General features: G+C 65.7%; 8 protein-coding genes and 1 pseudogene. 8 read left to right on the top strand and 1 reads right to left on the bottom strand.

Going from position 1 to position 16,717, the window contains the following annotated elements; genetic code table 11:
• Window positions 1–39: 39 nt before the first annotated feature.
• The 4 genes from B5D38_RS03480 (at window position 40) to B5D38_RS03465 (ending at window position 5,207) form a co-directional block, all read left to right on the top strand.
• Window positions 40–1,044: a DctP family TRAP transporter solute-binding subunit gene (locus B5D38_RS03480; protein WP_078707115.1), complete on the top strand. Its 1,005-nt coding sequence runs from the start codon at window positions 40–42 to the stop codon at window positions 1,042–1,044.
• A gap of 212 nt (window positions 1,045–1,256) precedes the next feature.
• On the top strand, window positions 1,257–2,003 hold the full coding sequence (locus B5D38_RS03475) for a TRAP transporter small permease (RefSeq protein WP_078706956.1): 747 nt from the start codon (window positions 1,257–1,259) through the stop codon (window positions 2,001–2,003).
• 12 nt (window positions 2,004–2,015) lie between these two features.
• The gene (locus B5D38_RS03470) at window positions 2,016–3,626 is read left to right on the top strand and encodes a TRAP transporter large permease (protein ID WP_078706955.1); all 1,611 of its coding nucleotides are present in this window, start codon (window positions 2,016–2,018) and stop codon (window positions 3,624–3,626) included.
• Between the two features lie 156 nt (window positions 3,627–3,782).
• Window positions 3,783–5,207, top strand: a complete 1,425-nt coding sequence (locus B5D38_RS03465) for a hypothetical protein (RefSeq protein WP_245318773.1) — start codon at window positions 3,783–3,785, stop codon at window positions 5,205–5,207.
• Between the two features lie 234 nt (window positions 5,208–5,441).
• Here the strand turns inward: B5D38_RS03465 and B5D38_RS22820 are convergent.
• Window positions 5,442–5,660: pseudogene (locus tag B5D38_RS22820) on the bottom strand (MarR family transcriptional regulator); the annotation flags it as partial.
• A gap of 141 nt (window positions 5,661–5,801) precedes the next feature.
• On the opposite strand from B5D38_RS22820, the gene B5D38_RS03455 reads away from it, so the two are divergent.
• The 4 genes from B5D38_RS03455 to B5D38_RS03440 all read left to right on the top strand — a co-directional run bounded on the left by B5D38_RS03455 (window position 5,802) and on the right by B5D38_RS03440 (window position 16,717).
• The gene (locus tag B5D38_RS03455) at window positions 5,802–6,896 is read left to right on the top strand and encodes an efflux RND transporter periplasmic adaptor subunit (protein ID WP_116002559.1); all 1,095 of its coding nucleotides are present in this window, start codon (window positions 5,802–5,804) and stop codon (window positions 6,894–6,896) included.
• Window positions 6,896–7,972, top strand: a complete 1,077-nt coding sequence (locus tag B5D38_RS03450) for an efflux RND transporter periplasmic adaptor subunit (protein ID WP_078706954.1) — start codon at window positions 6,896–6,898, stop codon at window positions 7,970–7,972. The genes B5D38_RS03455 and B5D38_RS03450 overlap by 1 nt, the downstream gene beginning before the upstream one ends.
• Window positions 7,969–11,064, top strand: a complete 3,096-nt coding sequence (locus tag B5D38_RS03445; protein ID WP_078706953.1) for an efflux RND transporter permease subunit — start codon at window positions 7,969–7,971, stop codon at window positions 11,062–11,064. Before B5D38_RS03450 ends, B5D38_RS03445 begins: the two co-directional genes overlap by 4 nt.
• Window positions 11,065–11,206: 142 nt before the next feature.
• Window positions 11,207–16,717, top strand: coding sequence for an MG2 domain-containing protein (locus tag B5D38_RS03440; RefSeq protein WP_078706952.1), 5,511 nt, complete (start codon window positions 11,207–11,209; stop codon window positions 16,715–16,717).

Below are 16,717 nucleotides of genomic sequence, written 5' to 3'. Positions count from 1 at the left end.
CCCGCTGTTCTGGAGGATCCAATGGGAGGAATTGATCCAATGAAGCTTTTCGCTCTGTCCGTGTCGACGGCCGCTCTTGCTCTCTTCGTGTCGCCGGTTCTGGCGCAGGAAAGCTGCGACCCCGGCGAGACGGTCGTCAAGTTCAGCCACGTCGTCGCGGGCACGGGCCATCCCAAGGGGGATGCGGCCAATCTTCTCGCCAAACGCGTCAACGAGGAGATGAACGGGAAGATGTGCATGCAGGTCTTCCCGAACTCGACCCTCTATGACGACGACAAGGTCATGGAGGCTCTGCTCCTCGGCGATGTTCAGCTCGCCGCGCCCTCGCTGGCCAAGTTCGAGCCCTACACCCTCAAATATCGTCTGTTCGACCTGCCGTTCCTGTTCCAGGACCTCGACGCGGTCAATCGCTTCATCACGTCGGATTCCGGCAAGGGCCTTCTGGACGTGATGCAGGATTCCGGCTTCCAGGGGCTCGGCTACTGGTCGTCGGGCCTGAAGCAGTTCTCGGCCAACAAGCCCCTCGTCATGCCCGAGGACGCGAGCGGTCTGAAGTATCGCATCCAGACGTCGGACGTCGCCGAGGCGATGATCAAGGCGTTGGGCGGCTCGGCCCAGAAGCTCGCCTTCAACGAGGTTTACGGCGCGCTCCAGACCGGCGTCGTCGACGGACAGGAGAACACCTGGTCCAACATCTACACCCAGAAGTTCTTTGAGGTGCAGGACGGCATCACCGAGACGAACCACCAGCTCCTCGCCTACCTGCTGGTGACGTCGACCGACTGGCTCGACGGGCTCGATCCCGACGTTCGCGACCAGTTCCTGAAGATCGTCAATGAAGTCACGCAGAACGCCAACGACAATGTCGCGGCGATCGAGAAGAAGAACCGCCAGAACATCATCGACGCCGGCTCCAAGGTACGTGAACTGACGCCGGAGCAGCGTCAGGCGTGGGTCGACAAGATGAAGCCGGTCTGGACCCAGTTCGAGGGCGACATCGGCAAGGACCTGATCGACGCGGCGGTGGCCTCGAACAACAAGTAGGCCGGGGGCTCCCCGCCCGCATCGCGCTGCCGCAAGAGGCGGCTCGCTCATGGATCGCCGGCCATTCATCGGGCCGGCGGCCTTTGCCTATGCATCCTTAAGACCGGCGGATAGACCGCGAACGGCTTCTCGCCCATGGGATTGGCCGCTCGCGATGGAATGCGCCGGTTGCCTCGATTTTCGCCCGGAACGCACTGGAGGAGCCAGCGAGCATGGCGCGTTTCAACAAGGCCGTCGATCGTTTCGAGGAGAATGTCCTCGCGATCCTGATGGCTGCCATCACCATCATCTCGTTCACCCAGGTCATCGCCCGCTACGGATTCAATTCCGGGTGGGGCGGCGCGCTGGAGCTGACGCGCATCCTCTTTGCCTGGCTCATCCTCTTCGGCATGAGCTATGGCCTGAAGATCGGCGCCCATCTCGGCGTCGACGCCGTGGTGCGCCTTTTCCCGAAACCGGTGGTCCGGGTCTTCGGCCTCTTCGGCGCGCTGGCGACGCTCGCCTACGCCGTGATCCTCATCAAGTCCGACTGGCTCCAGCTCTTCGGCGCGCAGGCGCGGGGCGGGGCCTATGACTATTGGCTGCTTCTGTGGAAGCGACCGTTCGGCCTCGACGACCTGCGCTATCCCCTCTGGATGCAGGACACGTTCGGGCTTCAGGAGCGGGTGCAGCGCTGGGTCGCCTATCTGATGCTGCCGGTCGGCCTCGGCCTTCTCGCCCTGCGCTCGGCCCAGGCCTTCTGGCAGATCGCCACCGGCAAGCGCGAACTGGTGGTCGCCAGCCACGAGGCGGAGGAGCTGGTCGCCGAGAACCGGGGCGCGCTGGCCGACCATGAGCCCGGCGAAGAACCTTTCGACGAGGTCTTCGCTGAAAGCGCTGAGACACCAGAGCAGAAACAGGCGCATGACGCTCGCCATCGACCACATCGGCCGGAAGACGGCCGGCCGACCGGGCGCTGAGGGAGGATAACGATGGAACCGCTCATCCTTCTCGGCCTCGTTCTCGGCCTGATGTTTCTCGGCGTGCCGATCGCTGTGGCGCTCGGGCTCTCCTCGACGCTGATCATCGCCTATTTCTCCAACGACAGCGTCTCGTCCGTTGCCCAGCAGCTCTTCACCGCCTCGCAGAACTATACGCTGCTGGCCATTCCCTATTTCATTCTCGCCTCGTCCTTCATGTCCACCGGGGGCGTGGCCAGGCGCATCATCCGCTTCGCCGTCGCTGTGGTCGGCCATATTCGTGGCGGTCTCGCCATCGCGGCGGTGCTGGCCTGCATGCTCTTCGCCGCGCTCTCCGGATCCTCGCCGGCCACCGTCGTCGCCATCGGTACCCTCGCCATCAGCGGCATGGTCCAGGTCGGTTATTCCAAGAGCTTTGCCGCCGGTATCATCGCCAACGCCGGAACGCTCGGCATCCTGATCCCGCCCTCGATCGTCATGGTGGTCTACGCCGCCTCCGTGAATGTCTCGGTGGGGCGCATGTTCATGGCGGGCGTCGTCCCTGGCCTCCTGGCCGGCGCGATGCTGATGGGGCTGATCTACATCGTCGCGCGCATGAAGGGGCTGCCGGCCGAGCCGCGCAAGAGTGTTCGCCAGATCATCGATGCGGGCAAGGAAGCGGGCTTCGGCCTCTTCCTCATCGTCATCATTCTCGGCGGCATTTATGGCGGCGTCTTCACGCCGACCGAGGCTGCGGCGGTGGCGGCGGTCTATTCATTCTGGACGGCCCTCTTTGTCTATCGCGACATGGGGCCGATGAAGGGCGTCTCGTGGTTCGAGCCGGCCGATCCCGAAGAGGGGCGCATCGGCTTTTCCGGTGCGATCTATGGAACGAGCCTCATCATTACGTGGTTCGCCGTCTTCTTCCTGCTCGCACCCTCCGTCATGGCGCCCTGGCTTACGATCGTTTCAGGCCTTGCCCTCGGTCTTGCCGGAGCCCTCTATTACGTCCGTCTTCGTGGCGGCGAGATCGGCGCGAATGCCGGCTCCTGCTTCGCCGGCGGCGCCGCGATCTTCGCACGGGCCGTGAGACTCAGCCTTCGCCACACGCTCGGCACCCTCTTCCACGAGGACACGCGCAAGGTGCTGGTCGACTCGGCCAAGGTCACGGTGATGCTGATGTTCATCATCGTCAACGCGCTGCTCTTCGCCCACGTGCTGACGGCCGAGCGGGTGCCCCAGATCATCACCGACTGGATGATCGGCATCGGCTTCAACTGGTTCACCTTCCTCATCGCGGTGAACGTACTGCTGCTCATCGGCGGCCAGTTCATGGAGCCCTCGGGCCTGCTCCTCATCGTCGCGCCCGTGGTGTTTCCCATCGCCATCCAGCTCGGAGTGGACCCCATCCACCTCGGCATCATCATGGTCGTGAACATGGAAATCGGCATGATCACGCCGCCCATCGGGCTCAACCTCTTCGTCACCTCGGGCATTACCGGCATGAGCCTGGTTCAGGTGGTGAAGGCGGCGATGCCCTTCGTCGCCGTGCTCTTCCTTTTCCTCATCATGGTGACGTACATCCCGGCGCTCTCCACCGCCCTGCCCAACGCCATGTTCGGGCCGGAGATCGTCCAGCGTTGACAAACGGGGGAGGAGCGCGATCCTCCCTCTCTCCTCGCAGGTGGCGCCCGATGGCTCGATGGCATAGTCCTGGCGGCCGTCGCGCCATTTTTTGCCCTTTCTTGGGTTCCGGTCCGGCACCCCTCTCGTCATCGCACCTTGAGATCGCGTTCCCGTATGCCTCATGACCGCCGCGCCGCCATATCCGCCAGCCTTGGACTGATCCAGATCACGATCATGGTGTTCGGCATCCTGTCCGCGTGGATCGGCGGGGCGGTGTTCGATGTGGCGGGCGGCATCCTTCTGGTCGTGCTGATCTGCCTTGCTCTGCCCCGCCTCTCCGCGACCCGGTTTGGCTTTGTCGCCGTGGCGCTCGCGCTGGCTGCGAGCACCATCGTCATCGATCCCGATTGGCGTCGGACGCTGGAGAACGCGGTCGGGCGTGGCGTCTTCATCGCCTCCTTCTTCGTGGCGCTCGCCACGTTGCGCATTCCCTCGGCCTACTCGCCAGCGGTCCAGCGCTGCGGCCTTTATCTCGCCCAACAGCCGCCGGGCCGGCGCTACGCCGCCCTGACGGCCGGCGGCCACCTCTTCGCGCTCATTCTCAATTATGGCTCCATCACCCTGCTGGGCGGGCTGGTCGAGTCCGTCAACCAGAAGGAGGAGAACGCCGAGGTCCGCGCCATCCGCAACCGGCGCATGCTTCTGGCCATCCAGCGCGGCTTTTGCACCAGCCTGTGCTGGTCGCCGCTGGCGTTCTCGATGGCCATCTCCACCTCCGTTGTTCCAGGAGCCAGCTGGAGCGCGACGGCCGCTCCGGCTCTGGTGAGCTCCGTCATTCTTGGCGCCACGGGCTGGCTGCTCGACACCATCGTCAAGCCGAAGCTCTCGACGCCGCGCCCGGCGGGCGCCGCACGCCGTTCCATATCAGGCTCCTGGCGCGACCTTTATCCGCTTCTCGCGCTTCTTGTCATCCTGGGCGCCGTCACCGGAACGATCGAGGTGATGACTGGTCTGGCGGTAACGGCCATCGTCATGCTGGTGGTGCCGATCCTCAGCCTCCTTTGGCTCACCCTCCAGGGAATGGGGCGAAGCGGCACCGGCCTCGACCATGTGGTCGAGTATGCGGGCGCCTACGTGGTTCGGGATCTGCCGTCCTACGTTTCGGAAGTGGTGCTGCTGGTAATGGCGGGCGTCATCGGCGAACTCGGCGGCGCGCTGCTGGCACCTTTCGCCGCTGCCGGCGGTCTCTCCTTCGGCGCCCTTTCGCCGACCGTCGCCCTCGTCCTGGTGGTATGGCTCATCCCGCTCACCGGCCAGCTCGGCATGAATCCTATCCTTGCCGTCACCCTGCTCGGGCCGATGCTGGGGAGTCTGACCACGCTTGGCATCGCGCCGAGCGTCATCGTCCTTGCCATCACGGCGGGCTGGGCCTTGAGCGGCGCGACCTCGCCCTTCACCGCCACGGTGCTGCTCGTCGGGCGGCTCGGCGGCGTTCCGCCCCTGCGTGTCGGCTGGCAGTGGAACGGGACCTTCGTCCTTTTCGGCGGTCTTGTCCTCTGCGCCTGGATCGTCGTCCTGAATGCGCTGATGGGGGCGTGAGGCGGGGGCGCTGTGGGGCTGCTCGACTAGGGGGCTGAACCAGCGCTCTCGTTCTTCCTCGCCAGTTGGCGCGTCCGCCCGCTCCAGCGCCGCGGTGAGGAAACGCACGACGGCGGCGACGTCCTCGGCCGGTGCCTCTTTCCACGTGGTGCAAAGCGCCTCGCGCAGGTCGCGGTTCTCCTCCAGAACCGTGCGCGCCTTGTCGCCGACCAGCTCGATGGTCACACCCCGGCGGTCCGCCGCGTTCGGTCGCCGCGCGACATAGCCCTCCCGCTCCAGGCGGTCGATCAAGGCGGTGGTCGCGCCGGTGGTCAGCGCCACATGCTGCGATATCATTTTCGCGCTGACCGACATGCCCTCTTCTCCGCTCATTTCCAGAAAGCTGAGGCAGGCGAGGTCCTTCAGCGCCAAGCCGCGCCGACTCGCCAACTCCTGATCCCGCGCTATGACCATGCGCACGGCGCGATGAAAAAGGCGCTGCACGTCCTGAAAAGCCGGCTTCTCGTCCATGTTCCGCCTCCCTGCTTGCGAACCGTTCGTTAATTAGCTTTAATATAAAGCATCTTCTTGGCCAAACTATATGGAGCGCCCTCCTTGCGCGCACATCCGACCATCCCGATTCTTCTGGGGCTCGGGGCAATGCTCTTTCTGGCGGCCTGCAGCGACGAGCAGCCTCTCAGCCAACGCCCGCCACGGCCGGTTTCCGTCGTTACCGTGAAGGAACGACCCTACCAGCGGACTATCGCCCTCACGGGCGAGATCGCGGCACGCGACAGCGCCTCCCTCTCGTTCAAGACCGGAGGTCGAGTCGACCAAATCATGGTCGATGTGGGCGATCACGTCGACAAGGGAACGGAGCTCGCGCGGCTCGATCCGGCCCAGCAGCAGGCGGATGTCGCGGCGGCGGAGGCGGCTGTTCGCTCGGCCGAGGCGCAGCTCAGCCAAGCGACGTCGAACTTCGATCGCCAGAGCGCCCTCTTGAAGAGCGGCTACACCACCCGCTCCACCTATGATTCCGCCGAGGAGGCGGTCAAGAAGGCACAAGGGGCGCTCGATGCCGCCAAGGCCGAGCTTGAGACGGCGCGCACCGCGCTCTCCGACACAGTGCTTCGAGCCGATGCCGCCGGCATCATCACAACCCGCTCGGTGGAGCCGGGCCAGGTGGTGAGCGCGGCCCAGACCGTGTTCGGCTTTGCTCAGGACGGTGCGCGCGACGCCGTGTTTCATGTCCAGGAGCAGCTGGTGACGAAGGCGGAAGCCTCGGGCCGCATTCGAACCATAGATCTTGCGCTCGTGGCCGATCCCACGGTTCACACGACCGGCCACGTCCGGGAAGTGTCGCCGCTGATCGACCCGGCGACGGGCACAGTGATCGTCAAGGTGGCGCTCGATGAGGTGCCGCCGGGCATGACGCTGGGCGCGGCGGTGATGGGCCACGCGATGAGCGATCCTGTCGAGGACGCCATCGTGCTGCCTTGGCAGGTGCTCATGGCCGACCAAGGCAAGCCCGCCGTCTGGGTGGTCGCCGACGACAACACCGTGTCGCTGAAGCCCGTCGTGATCGCTCGCTACGACTCGAAGGATATCGTGATCGTTTCCGGCCTTGCCTCCGGCGATCGCGTTGTGGCGGCCGGCTCGCAGCTTCTTCGTCCCGGCGAGGCGGTGGAACCGAAGGAAGAGGCGCTGTGATGCGACGTTCCGTGACGAGCTTCTTCACCGGATTGGCGCTTCTGTCGCTGGCCGCCTGCCGCGAGGAGGCGAAGGATGAGCCGCTGCCGCCCCGGCCCGTGCTGACGACCACCGCCGCGCGCTCAAGCACCGACGAGCAGGGTTTCAGCGGTACCATCGCGCCCCGCTACGAAACGAACCTCGCCTTTCGCACGCTCGGGCGCATCGTCTCGCGCGCCGTCGATGTCGGCGAGGAGGTGAAGAAGGACCAGGAGGTCGCGGCGATCGACGCCGAAACCTTGTCCGCTACCGTTCGGCAGGCGAAGGCGCAGGTCGCCTCGGCCCGCGCGCAGGCCGACAACGCCGCCGCGAGCGCTGAGCGCGCGCGCCGGCTGTTCGAGGAGAAGACCGTCTCCTCCGCCGAGCTCGAATCCGCCAACCAATCGAAAAGCACGGCGGATGCTGCGCTGGAGCGCGCCGAGGCCGAACTGGCGAAAGCAGAGAATGCGCTCACCTATGCCGTTCTCACCGCGCCCTATGACGGGGTGGTCACGCAGGTCTCGCTCGATGTCGGCGAGGTTGCCGCCGCCGGCCAGCCGGTCATGACGATCGCGCGCACCGACGTGCGCGAGGCCGTCGTTGATATTCCTACGGACGAACTGGACGGGATCAAGGTTGCGGATCGCTTCCGCGTCCGCCTTCAGACCGACCCGACGATGGCGACCGAAGGCAGCGTTCGCGAGATCGCGCCGGAAGCGGATGCCGCGACCCGCAGCAACCGGGTGCGCATCCTGCTCGACCAGCCGCCGCCGGGCTTTCGCCTGGGGGCCTTGATCCGCGCGTTCCCCGTGCGCTCCAGCGATGACCTGATCCGTGTTCCGCAAACGGCGGTGCTGGAGGAGGGCGGCGAGGCATATGTCTGGGTCGTGCCGCCCAAGGCGAGCACGGTTGAGAAACGCAAGGTCTCGCTGGGCGAGCGGCGTGGCGACGTCGTCGAAGTGGTTTCCGGGCTCAACGAGGGCGAGACCGTGGTGATTGCCGGTGTCCATAGCCTGGAGGAAAACCAGGCCGTGACCCTGTCGGGAGAGCCGTCGTGAAGTCGTTCAATCTCTCCGACTGGGCGCTCCATCATCGCTCGATGATCTGGTTCTTCATGATCGCGGCGCTCTTGGCGGGCACGATGTCCTACCTCAACCTGGGGCGGGCGGAAGATCCCGACTTCACCATCAAGACGATGGTGGTGTCCGCCGCCATGCCCGGCGCCACCGTCAAGGAAATGACCGAGCAGGTCACCGATCGCATCGAGAAGAAGCTCCAGGAGCTGGATTCTCTCGATTACACCCGCTCGATCACGACGCCGGGCCGCACCGTCATCTTCGTCAACCTTCTGCCGACGACGCCGGCGCGCACCATCCGCGACACCTGGGTGCGGGTGCGCAACATGATGAATGATATCCGCCCGGAATTTCCCAGCGAGTTCCAGGGGTTCTCATTCAACGACGATTTCGGCGACGTGTTCGGCAACATCTACGCCTTCACCGCTGACGGTCTCAGCCAGCGCCAGTTGCGGGACTATGTCGAGGGCGTGAGAACACGCATCATCCAGCTTCCCGACGCCGGAAAGGTCGAGCTCGTCGGGGCGCAGGACGAGGTCATCTATCTGGAATTCTCGCTGCGCAAGATCGCCGCGCTCGGGCTCGATCAGCAGCAGATCATCGCCACGCTCCAAGCCCAGAATGCCATCGTTCCCTCGGGGGTCATCCAGTCCGGCCCGGAACGCATCCTGGTGCGCACCAACGGCCAATACACTTCCGAGGAGAGCCTCAGAAACGTCAATCTGAGGATCAACAATCGCTTCTTCCGGCTCTCGGATTTCGGCACCATCACGCGCGGCTATCAGAACCCGCCCGAGGACCTCTTCCGCTACAACGGCCAGCAGGCCATCGGCCTCGCCGTCGGCATGAAGACGGGCAGCAACATCCTCGATTTCGGCGAGGAGCTGAAGGAGGAGATGCGCAAGGTTACGGCCGAGCTTCCGGTGGGTGTGGGAATTCATCAGGTCGCCGACCAGTCGGCGGTGGTCGAGGAGGCGGTGGGCGGCTTCACGCGCTCGCTGGCCGAGGCGGTGATCATCGTTCTCGCCGTCAGCTTCGTCAGTCTCGGCCTGCGCGCCGGCCTCGTGGTGACGCTGGCCATTCCGCTCGTCCTGGCGCTGACCTTCATCGGCATGGAGATCATGGGCATCACCCTTCAGCGGGTGTCGCTGGGCGCGCTGATCATCGCCCTTGGCCTTCTCGTCGACGATGCGATGATCGCCATCGAAACCATGGTGTCGCGGCTGGAGGCCGGCGACAGCCGAGAGAAGGCGGCGAGCTTCGCCTGGACGTCCATCGCTTTCCCGATGCTGTCGGGCACGCTCGTCACCGTCGCGGGCTTCCTGCCCATCGGTTTCAATCGGTCGATGGCGGGCGAGTTCACCTTCTCCCTCTTCCAGGTTTTGGCGCTCTCGCTGCTCCTGTCGTGGATCGTCGCCGTGCTGTTCGCGCCCCTCATCGGCGTCACCATGCTGCCGAAGACGATGAAGGCGCATCATGAGAAGCCCCATCGCATTCGCCGGGCCTTCGGCTGGCTGCTGCGCACCGGGATGAAGTGGCGCTTCACCACCATCCTCATCACCGTGCTTCTGTTCGGTGCCTCGGTCTATGGGATGCAGTTCGTCCAGCAGCAGTTTTTCCCGACGTCCGACCGCCCCGAGCTGATCGTCGATTTCACCCTGCGGCGCAATGCGACCATCGCCGAGACCAAGGCGCAGATGGACGAGCTTGAGAAGACCTTCGTCGGCGACGACGACATAGACCATTGGAGCTCCTATGTCGGCCGCTCGGCGGAGCGCTTCATCCTCGCCTTCGACGTGGGGGCGCCCAACCCGTTCTTCGGCGAGATCGTCCTTGTCACCAAGGACATGGAGGCGCGCGAGCGGGTCATGGAGCGCATCAACGCTTATTCGCGCGATCATTTCGTCGGCACGGACGTCTACGTGAAGCGTCTGGAGCTTGGCCCGCCCGTGGGACGGCCCATCCAGTATCGCCTCGGCGGTCCCGATATCGAGGTCGTTCGAGCGAAGGCGCGCGAACTCGAGGCCGTGCTCGCCACCGACCACCGCCTCGACAACATCGTGATGGATTGGAACGAGCCGGCTCGCGTCCTCAAGGTCGAGATCCTTCAGGACAAGGCGCGCCAGCTCGGCATCACCTCCAAGGAGATCGCCTCGGCGCTCAACTCCGTGCTCGACGGCGTAACGATCACCCAGATCCGCGACGGCATCTATCTCGTGCCCGTCGTGGTGCGCGGGCGCCAGTCCGACCGCGACTCCATCTCGGCCATCGAGAACCTCCAGCTGGTCAATGCGAGCGGGGTTTCGTTGCCGCTGTCGAGCCTCGTCAACTACGGCTTCGGCTATGAGGACCCGATCGTCTATAGCCGCTCCCGCGTGCCCACCATCACTGTCATGGCCGCGATCAGAGGCTCGGCCCAGCCGGCGACCGTCGCCAAGGATCTGGAGCCGAAGATCGCCTCCTTCAACAAGGAGCTGCCAAGCGGCTATGATGTCGAGGTGGGGGGCACGGTCGAGTCGAGCCAGGACAGCCAGGGGCCGATCGCGGCTGTCGTGCCCGCCATGATCTTCACGATGCTGACGCTGATCATGATCCAGATGCAGAGCTTCTCGGCCATGTTCATCGTCCTGTCGGCGGCGCCCCTCGGGCTCATCGGCGTTGTCGCCGCTCTTTTGCCCAGCGGCGCCCCATTGGGCTTCGTCGCGATCCTCGGTGTCCTCGCGCTCGTCGGCATTCTGATCCGCAACTCGATCATCCTCGTCCATCAGATCCACATTCTGGAAGGGCAGGGCCTCCACCCGTGGGACGCGGTCTACGAAGCCAGCCAGATGCGCGCGCGCCCGATCCTTCTCACGGCGGCGGCAGCGTCTCTGGCGCTGATCCCGATCGCGCGGGAGGTGTTCTGGGGCCCGATGGCCTATGCCATGATGGGCGGCATCATCGCCGGAACGCTGGTGACGCTGATCTTCGTGCCCGCGCTCTACGTCGCCTGGTTCCGCATTCACCGGCCGGAGAAGCCTGAGACGGAAGCCGCATCCAACGATGCCGGCGAGCCGTCTTCGGAGCCGGCCTGACGATATGACGGAGCGTTCGCTGAACAGCGGGCGCTCCGAGCGCGCTGGCGGGCGTGGAAAACTCCTGTCATGTTTCCGCGTCACTCTGGCGCACCTGATCCCGCCCCTTTAAGATGGCGGGCGAACAGTCAGGGAGGGTGGCATGGCGTGGTTGTCGAGACCCGGAAAGTTCGCTCTGGCCTTGCCGCTGCTGGCGGCTTTTTTGTTGTCAGGCGCGGCCACTGCCAAGGATGCGGCCGCAACCAAGGGTGCCGATCCCGCTGGGCGTCCGGTCAAGGTGGTCACCACCCCCGGCGCCGATTATTTCGGCCATGACCTCGATATCGTGAAGGGCGTCGACCTCGATGGCTGTACCGCCGCCTGCTTCGGCGACGAGCGCTGCCAGGCCTTCACGCTGAACGAGAAAACCGGCTGGTGCCTCCTCAAGGATGGAGTCGGCGAACTGCGGAGCGCCAAAGGCGCGACCGCCGGGCGCCTGGTCGCCGAGGACGGGGCGGATGAGCCGTCGATGGAGAAGCGCGAGGCCGATCTGGCCTTCCTGCCGCGGGCCGTGCTCGACGCCGCCAAGCAGCTCCGGGTGCAAATCGCGGACGAGGACCGCGATCAGGACAGGGCCGCCCTTTCTGTCAAGGAACTGACGGAGCGAGCTTCCACCGCGCTCGCCTATCCCGACGCCATCGCCGATTGGCGCGAGGTGCTGCGCCGCGAGCCCGAAAGCGCGCGCGCCTGGCGCGGGCTGGCGGACGCCGCGCTTGCCAATCAACCCGAGAATTACGACGAGCAGCGCGAGAACGCCGCGCTGCGCGAACCGGCGGCGGTCAATGCCGCGCTTGCCGCCAAGACGCCTGCCGACCGCTCCGCTGCTCTTCGTGTTCTAGGTGAAGTCTATGAAGCTGCCGAAAACTGGAAGTCGGCGATCAAAATATATCGGCAAAGCATTGCCATCGCTGATGATTCGCAGACCAGAGAAAAGCTGGAGGCGGCCGTCGCCAGCCACGGCTTCCGCATCACCGATCATTCCGTCGACAACAATGCCGCCGCGCCGCGCCTCTGCCTCACCTTTTCAGACACCCTCGCGCCCAGCCTGACCACCGGGGAAACGGCCGGCGACTATGTGCATGTCGATGACGGCGATACGCTGCCGGTGACGGCGAGCGGCAACCAGATCTGCGTCGATGGCGTCAAGCATGGAGAGCGTTACCGGCTGGTGGTGCGGCCCGGCATCCGCTCGTCGGATGGCGAGGTGCTGGAGAAGCAGGCCGAGCTCAGCATCTATGTGCGCGACCGCGATCCTTCCGTGCGCTTCTCGACCAACGCCTATGTGCTGCCCGCCGGCGGAAAGCCGACAATTCCGGTCGTCACCGTCAACACCGACGAGATCGAGGCGACCGTTCAGCGCGTCGGCGAGCGTGCGCTCTCGCGCGTGATCACGGATGGGCAGTTCCTGCGTCAGCTTTCCTCCTGGCAAATCAGCGACTTCTCTGAAAATGTCGCGAGCCCGGTTTGGAAGGGGCACGTCACCGTCGCCCGCGAGGCGAACCAGGAGGTGACGACGGCGATTCCCGTCGCCGAGATCGCGCCAGAAATGACGCCGGGCGTCTATGTGCTGACGGCGGAAGCGAAAAACGGTCCGCAGTATCAGGATTCCGTTGCGACCCAGTGGTTTGTCGTCAGCGATATCGGCCTCGTCAGCTTCTCCGCCACCGACGGCTTCCACGTCTTTGCCCGCTCGCTGGGAAGCGCCAATCCGCTGGCTGATGTTCAGCTGACGCTGATTGCCGCGAACAATCGGGAGCTCGGCACCATCGCGACCGACAGCGCGGGACATGCGCGCCTCCCCGCCGGGCTGATGAACGGCACCGGTAGCGACCGGCCGGCGGTCCTGACGGCACGACACGGCGAGGACTTCGTCTTCCTGGACCTGACCGCGGCTCCCTTCGATCTGACGGATCGCGGCGTTTCCGGCCGGGCGCCCGCCGGGCCGCTCGACGTGTTCCTGACCACCGAGCGCGGCATCTATCGCGCCGGCGATACCGCCTGGTTCACCGGTCTTGTGCGCGATTCCGAGAGCCGGGCGGTGGAGAACCTCACTCTGACGGCCATCGCGACGCGGCCGGACGGCGTCGAGCATCGCCGCTGGCAAGTGAAGGATGGCGGCGCCGGCGGCTTCGCTTTCGCCTTCGACGTTCCTCGAAATGCGCAGCGCGGCGTCTGGAAGCTCCAGCTCTTCACCGATCCCAAGCGGCCGGCGCTCGCCGAGAAGACCTTCGTGGTCGAGGATTTCGAGCCCGAAAAGCTCGATTTCGATCTTACCGCCGAAGCTGAAACCCTTGATCCGGCGGCGCCTTCGCCGGTCGATGTGGCAGCGCGGTTCCTCTTCGGCGCTCCGGCCGGAAATCTCACGGTCGGCGGCGAGGCCGTAGTGACGGCGACCCGCGAGCTTTCGGGCTATCCGGGCTTCGTGTTCGGGCTGACGGATGATGAACCCACCTCGATGCGCCAACCCTTCGAGGAAGCGACGACCGACGAAGAGGGCAAGGCTACCGTCTCGCTGATGCCGTTCGAGGTGCCGGCGACGACCCGTCCCCTTCAAGTGTCGCTTCAGGTCAGGGTTATGGACCCGGCGGGCCGTCCAGTGGAGCGCACCCTCGACCAGCCGCTGACGGGTCAGAAGGCGCGCCTCGGCCTCAAGTCGAGATTCTCCGGCGCGGTGGAAGAGGGCGGCCAAGCCGGCTTCGACCTCATCGCCGTCGACGCCAAGGGGCAGCGCACGGCCTTGGACAAGGCCGAATGGGTGCTCAACAAGATCAACACCCGGTTCCAGTGGTATTCCTCCAACGGCCAGTGGAACTACGAGCCGATCCGCTCTTCCGAACGGGTGGCGAGCGGTACGCTCTCGATCGCCACCGACCAGCCGGCATCGCTTTCCCTGCCGGTTGAGTGGGGCGATTACGAGCTGGTGGTGCGCGATCCCAATGGCGCCGCCGTTCCGGCGAGCCTCGCCTTCGAGGCGGGCTGGTCCATCGCCGCGACCTCGCTCGATACTCCTGAAATGGCAAAGGTCTCGCTCGACAAGCCGCGCTACGCGGTGGGCGAAACCGCCGTCGTCCATATCGAGCCGCGCTTTGCCGGAAAGGCCGAGGTGCTGGTGATGGACGAGCGCGTGGTCGCGACGAAGAGCGTCGACATTCCCGCCGAAGGTGGCGATGTGGAGCTGCCGGTCACGCGCGACTGGGGTCCTGGCGCCTATGTCACGGCGATCGTCTATCGCCCGATGGACCTTTCGGCCAAGCGCATGCCGGGACGGGCCATCGGTCTCGCCCATGCCGCTGTCGATCCCGGCGAGCGAGCGCTCTCAGTCAAGATCGAGGCGCCGGACAAGATCGAGCCGCGCCGCACCGTCGATGTCGCCGTCGATGTTTCCGGGGCAAAAGCCGGCGAGACGGCTTATTTGACGCTGGCGGCCGTCGATGTCGGCATTCTGAACATCACGCGGTTCTCGCCGCCCTCGCTCTCCGACCACTATTTCGGCCAGCGCCGGCTCGGCGTCGAAATCCGCGATCTCTACTCCAAGCTTATCGACCGGATGCAGGGGGCGCCGGGGGCGGTGCGCTCCGGCGGCGATGCGGGCGCGAGCTACGAGAGCCCGCCGCCGATGGATCAGCTCGTCGCGCTGTTTTCCGGCCTTGTGACGGTGGGCGCGGACGGCAAGGCGCACGTCTCCCTGGATATCCCGGACTTCAACGGCACCTTGAGGCTGATGGCGCTCGCCTGGACGAAGACCGCCGTCGGAGAGGCGAGCACCGACATGCTGGTGCGCGATCCGGTGGTGATCTCGGTCAGTCGGCCGCTCTTCATGGCGCCCGGCGACGAATCTCGGATCGCCGTCGACGTGACCCATGTCGAGGGACCGGTGGGCGACGCCGAGCTGACGCTTTCGGAAGCCGGCGCGGCCGCATCGCTCTCCGATGACGGCGCCCGCTCGCTGACACTCAAGGAAGGCGGGCGGGAGCGCCTGCTCTTCCCGATCAAGGCGAAGGCCATTGGCGATGCATCGTTCGAGCTGACGCTGTCGGTCGAGGGAGGCGAGACGCTGACCAAGCAGTTCTCGCTCGACGTTCGCTCCAATGCGCCGAAGACGATCGAGAAAAGCCGCCTGACGCTGGCCGCCAATGGCGGAACACTGTCGCTCGACCCGGCGCTCTTCTCCGAGTACGTGCCGGGCACCGCGACGGCAACGCTCACGGTTTCGGGCGCGACGGATTTCGACGTTGCCGGCGTCGTCGCCGCGCTCGACCGCTACCCCTATGGCTGCACCGAGCAGATCACCAGCCGCGCGCTGCCTCTGGTCTATCTCGACCGCACGATCCTCGCGGCCGGTCTCGGTGAGAATGTCGATGTCGGCAAGCGTGTCGGCGACGCGATCTCCGCCGTACTCGCCAACCAGTCGTCCAGCGGCTCCTTTGGCCTCTGGCGCCCGGATTCCGGCGATCTTTGGCTGGATGCCTATGTCACCGACTTCCTCACTCGCGCGAAGGAAGCCGGATACGCCGTTCCGGAAGAGGGCATGACGCTCGCCCTCGACAATCTGAAAAACAGCCTCGCCTATCTTCCCGATCAGCCCGACTGGGGGCCGGTGGCCTATGCCTACTACGTGCTGGCCCGCAACGGCCGGGCGGCCATCGGCGACCTGCGCTATACGGCGGACAACCAGTCGGAGGCGCTGCCGACGCCTCTGTCGAAGGCGCAGATCGGGGCGGCGCTGGCGCTTTATGGTGATCGTCTCAGGGCCGAAACCCTCTTCCGAGAGAGCCTGGGCGACAACCGCCGCCTGCCCGAGGGCGCGCTTGGCGATTATGGCACCGTGCTGCGCGACGAGGCGGCGGTCCTGACCCTCGGCCTCGAAACCAAGGTTCCGGGGGTTGTCTTCGACGGGCTCGTCCAGAAGATCAATCAGCGCCGCGAGGAGCAAAGGCGAACCTCGACCCAGGAAGACGCCTGGTCGCTGCTCGCCGCCCACGCGCTGCTCGAGAGCAACCCGCCGAAGCTCACCGTCGCGGGCAAGCCCCATGATGGGCCGTTCGCCCGCTCCTTCGACGCGGTGGACGTGAAGTCGGGGCTCGAGATTGAAAATCGGGGTGCCGCCTCGGTCGGCGCGGCGGTGACTCTCGCCGGCGTGCCGAAGGTCGCGCCGCCGGCTTCGAACGACGGCTACGCCATCCAGCGCAGCATGTTTACGCTCGACGGCGAGGAGGCCGATCCTTCGGTGGTCGAACTTGGCGAGCGTCTGGTCGCGGTGATTGAGGTGACGCCGGCCGATGGCGGACCGGCGCGCCTGATGATCGACGATCCGCTGCCGGCGGGCTTCGAGATCGACAATCCGGCGATCCTGCGCGGCGGCGACGTCGCCAGCCTCGATTGGCTGGAACTCACGGGCGAGGCCGCCCACACCGAGTTCCGCGCCGATCGCTTCCTCGCCGCCGTCAATCAGAGCGAAGGCGAGACGGGCCCCTGGCGCTTCGCCTATATCGTGCGCGCCGTTTCGCCGGGCACCTTCGTGCGCCCGGCCGCGAGCGTCGAGAACATGTATGACCCGAGCCGGCGTGGCCGGACGGCGGAGGATACGGTTTCCGTCGCCGGTCCGCTGAGATGA

It is taken from the genome of Consotaella salsifontis (assembly GCF_900167365.1).
Classification (GTDB): Bacteria; Pseudomonadota; Alphaproteobacteria; order Rhizobiales; family Rhizobiaceae; genus Consotaella; species Consotaella salsifontis.
The sequence above is the reverse complement of the archived record's forward strand: the minus strand, read 5'-3'. Positions and strand labels throughout refer to the sequence as shown.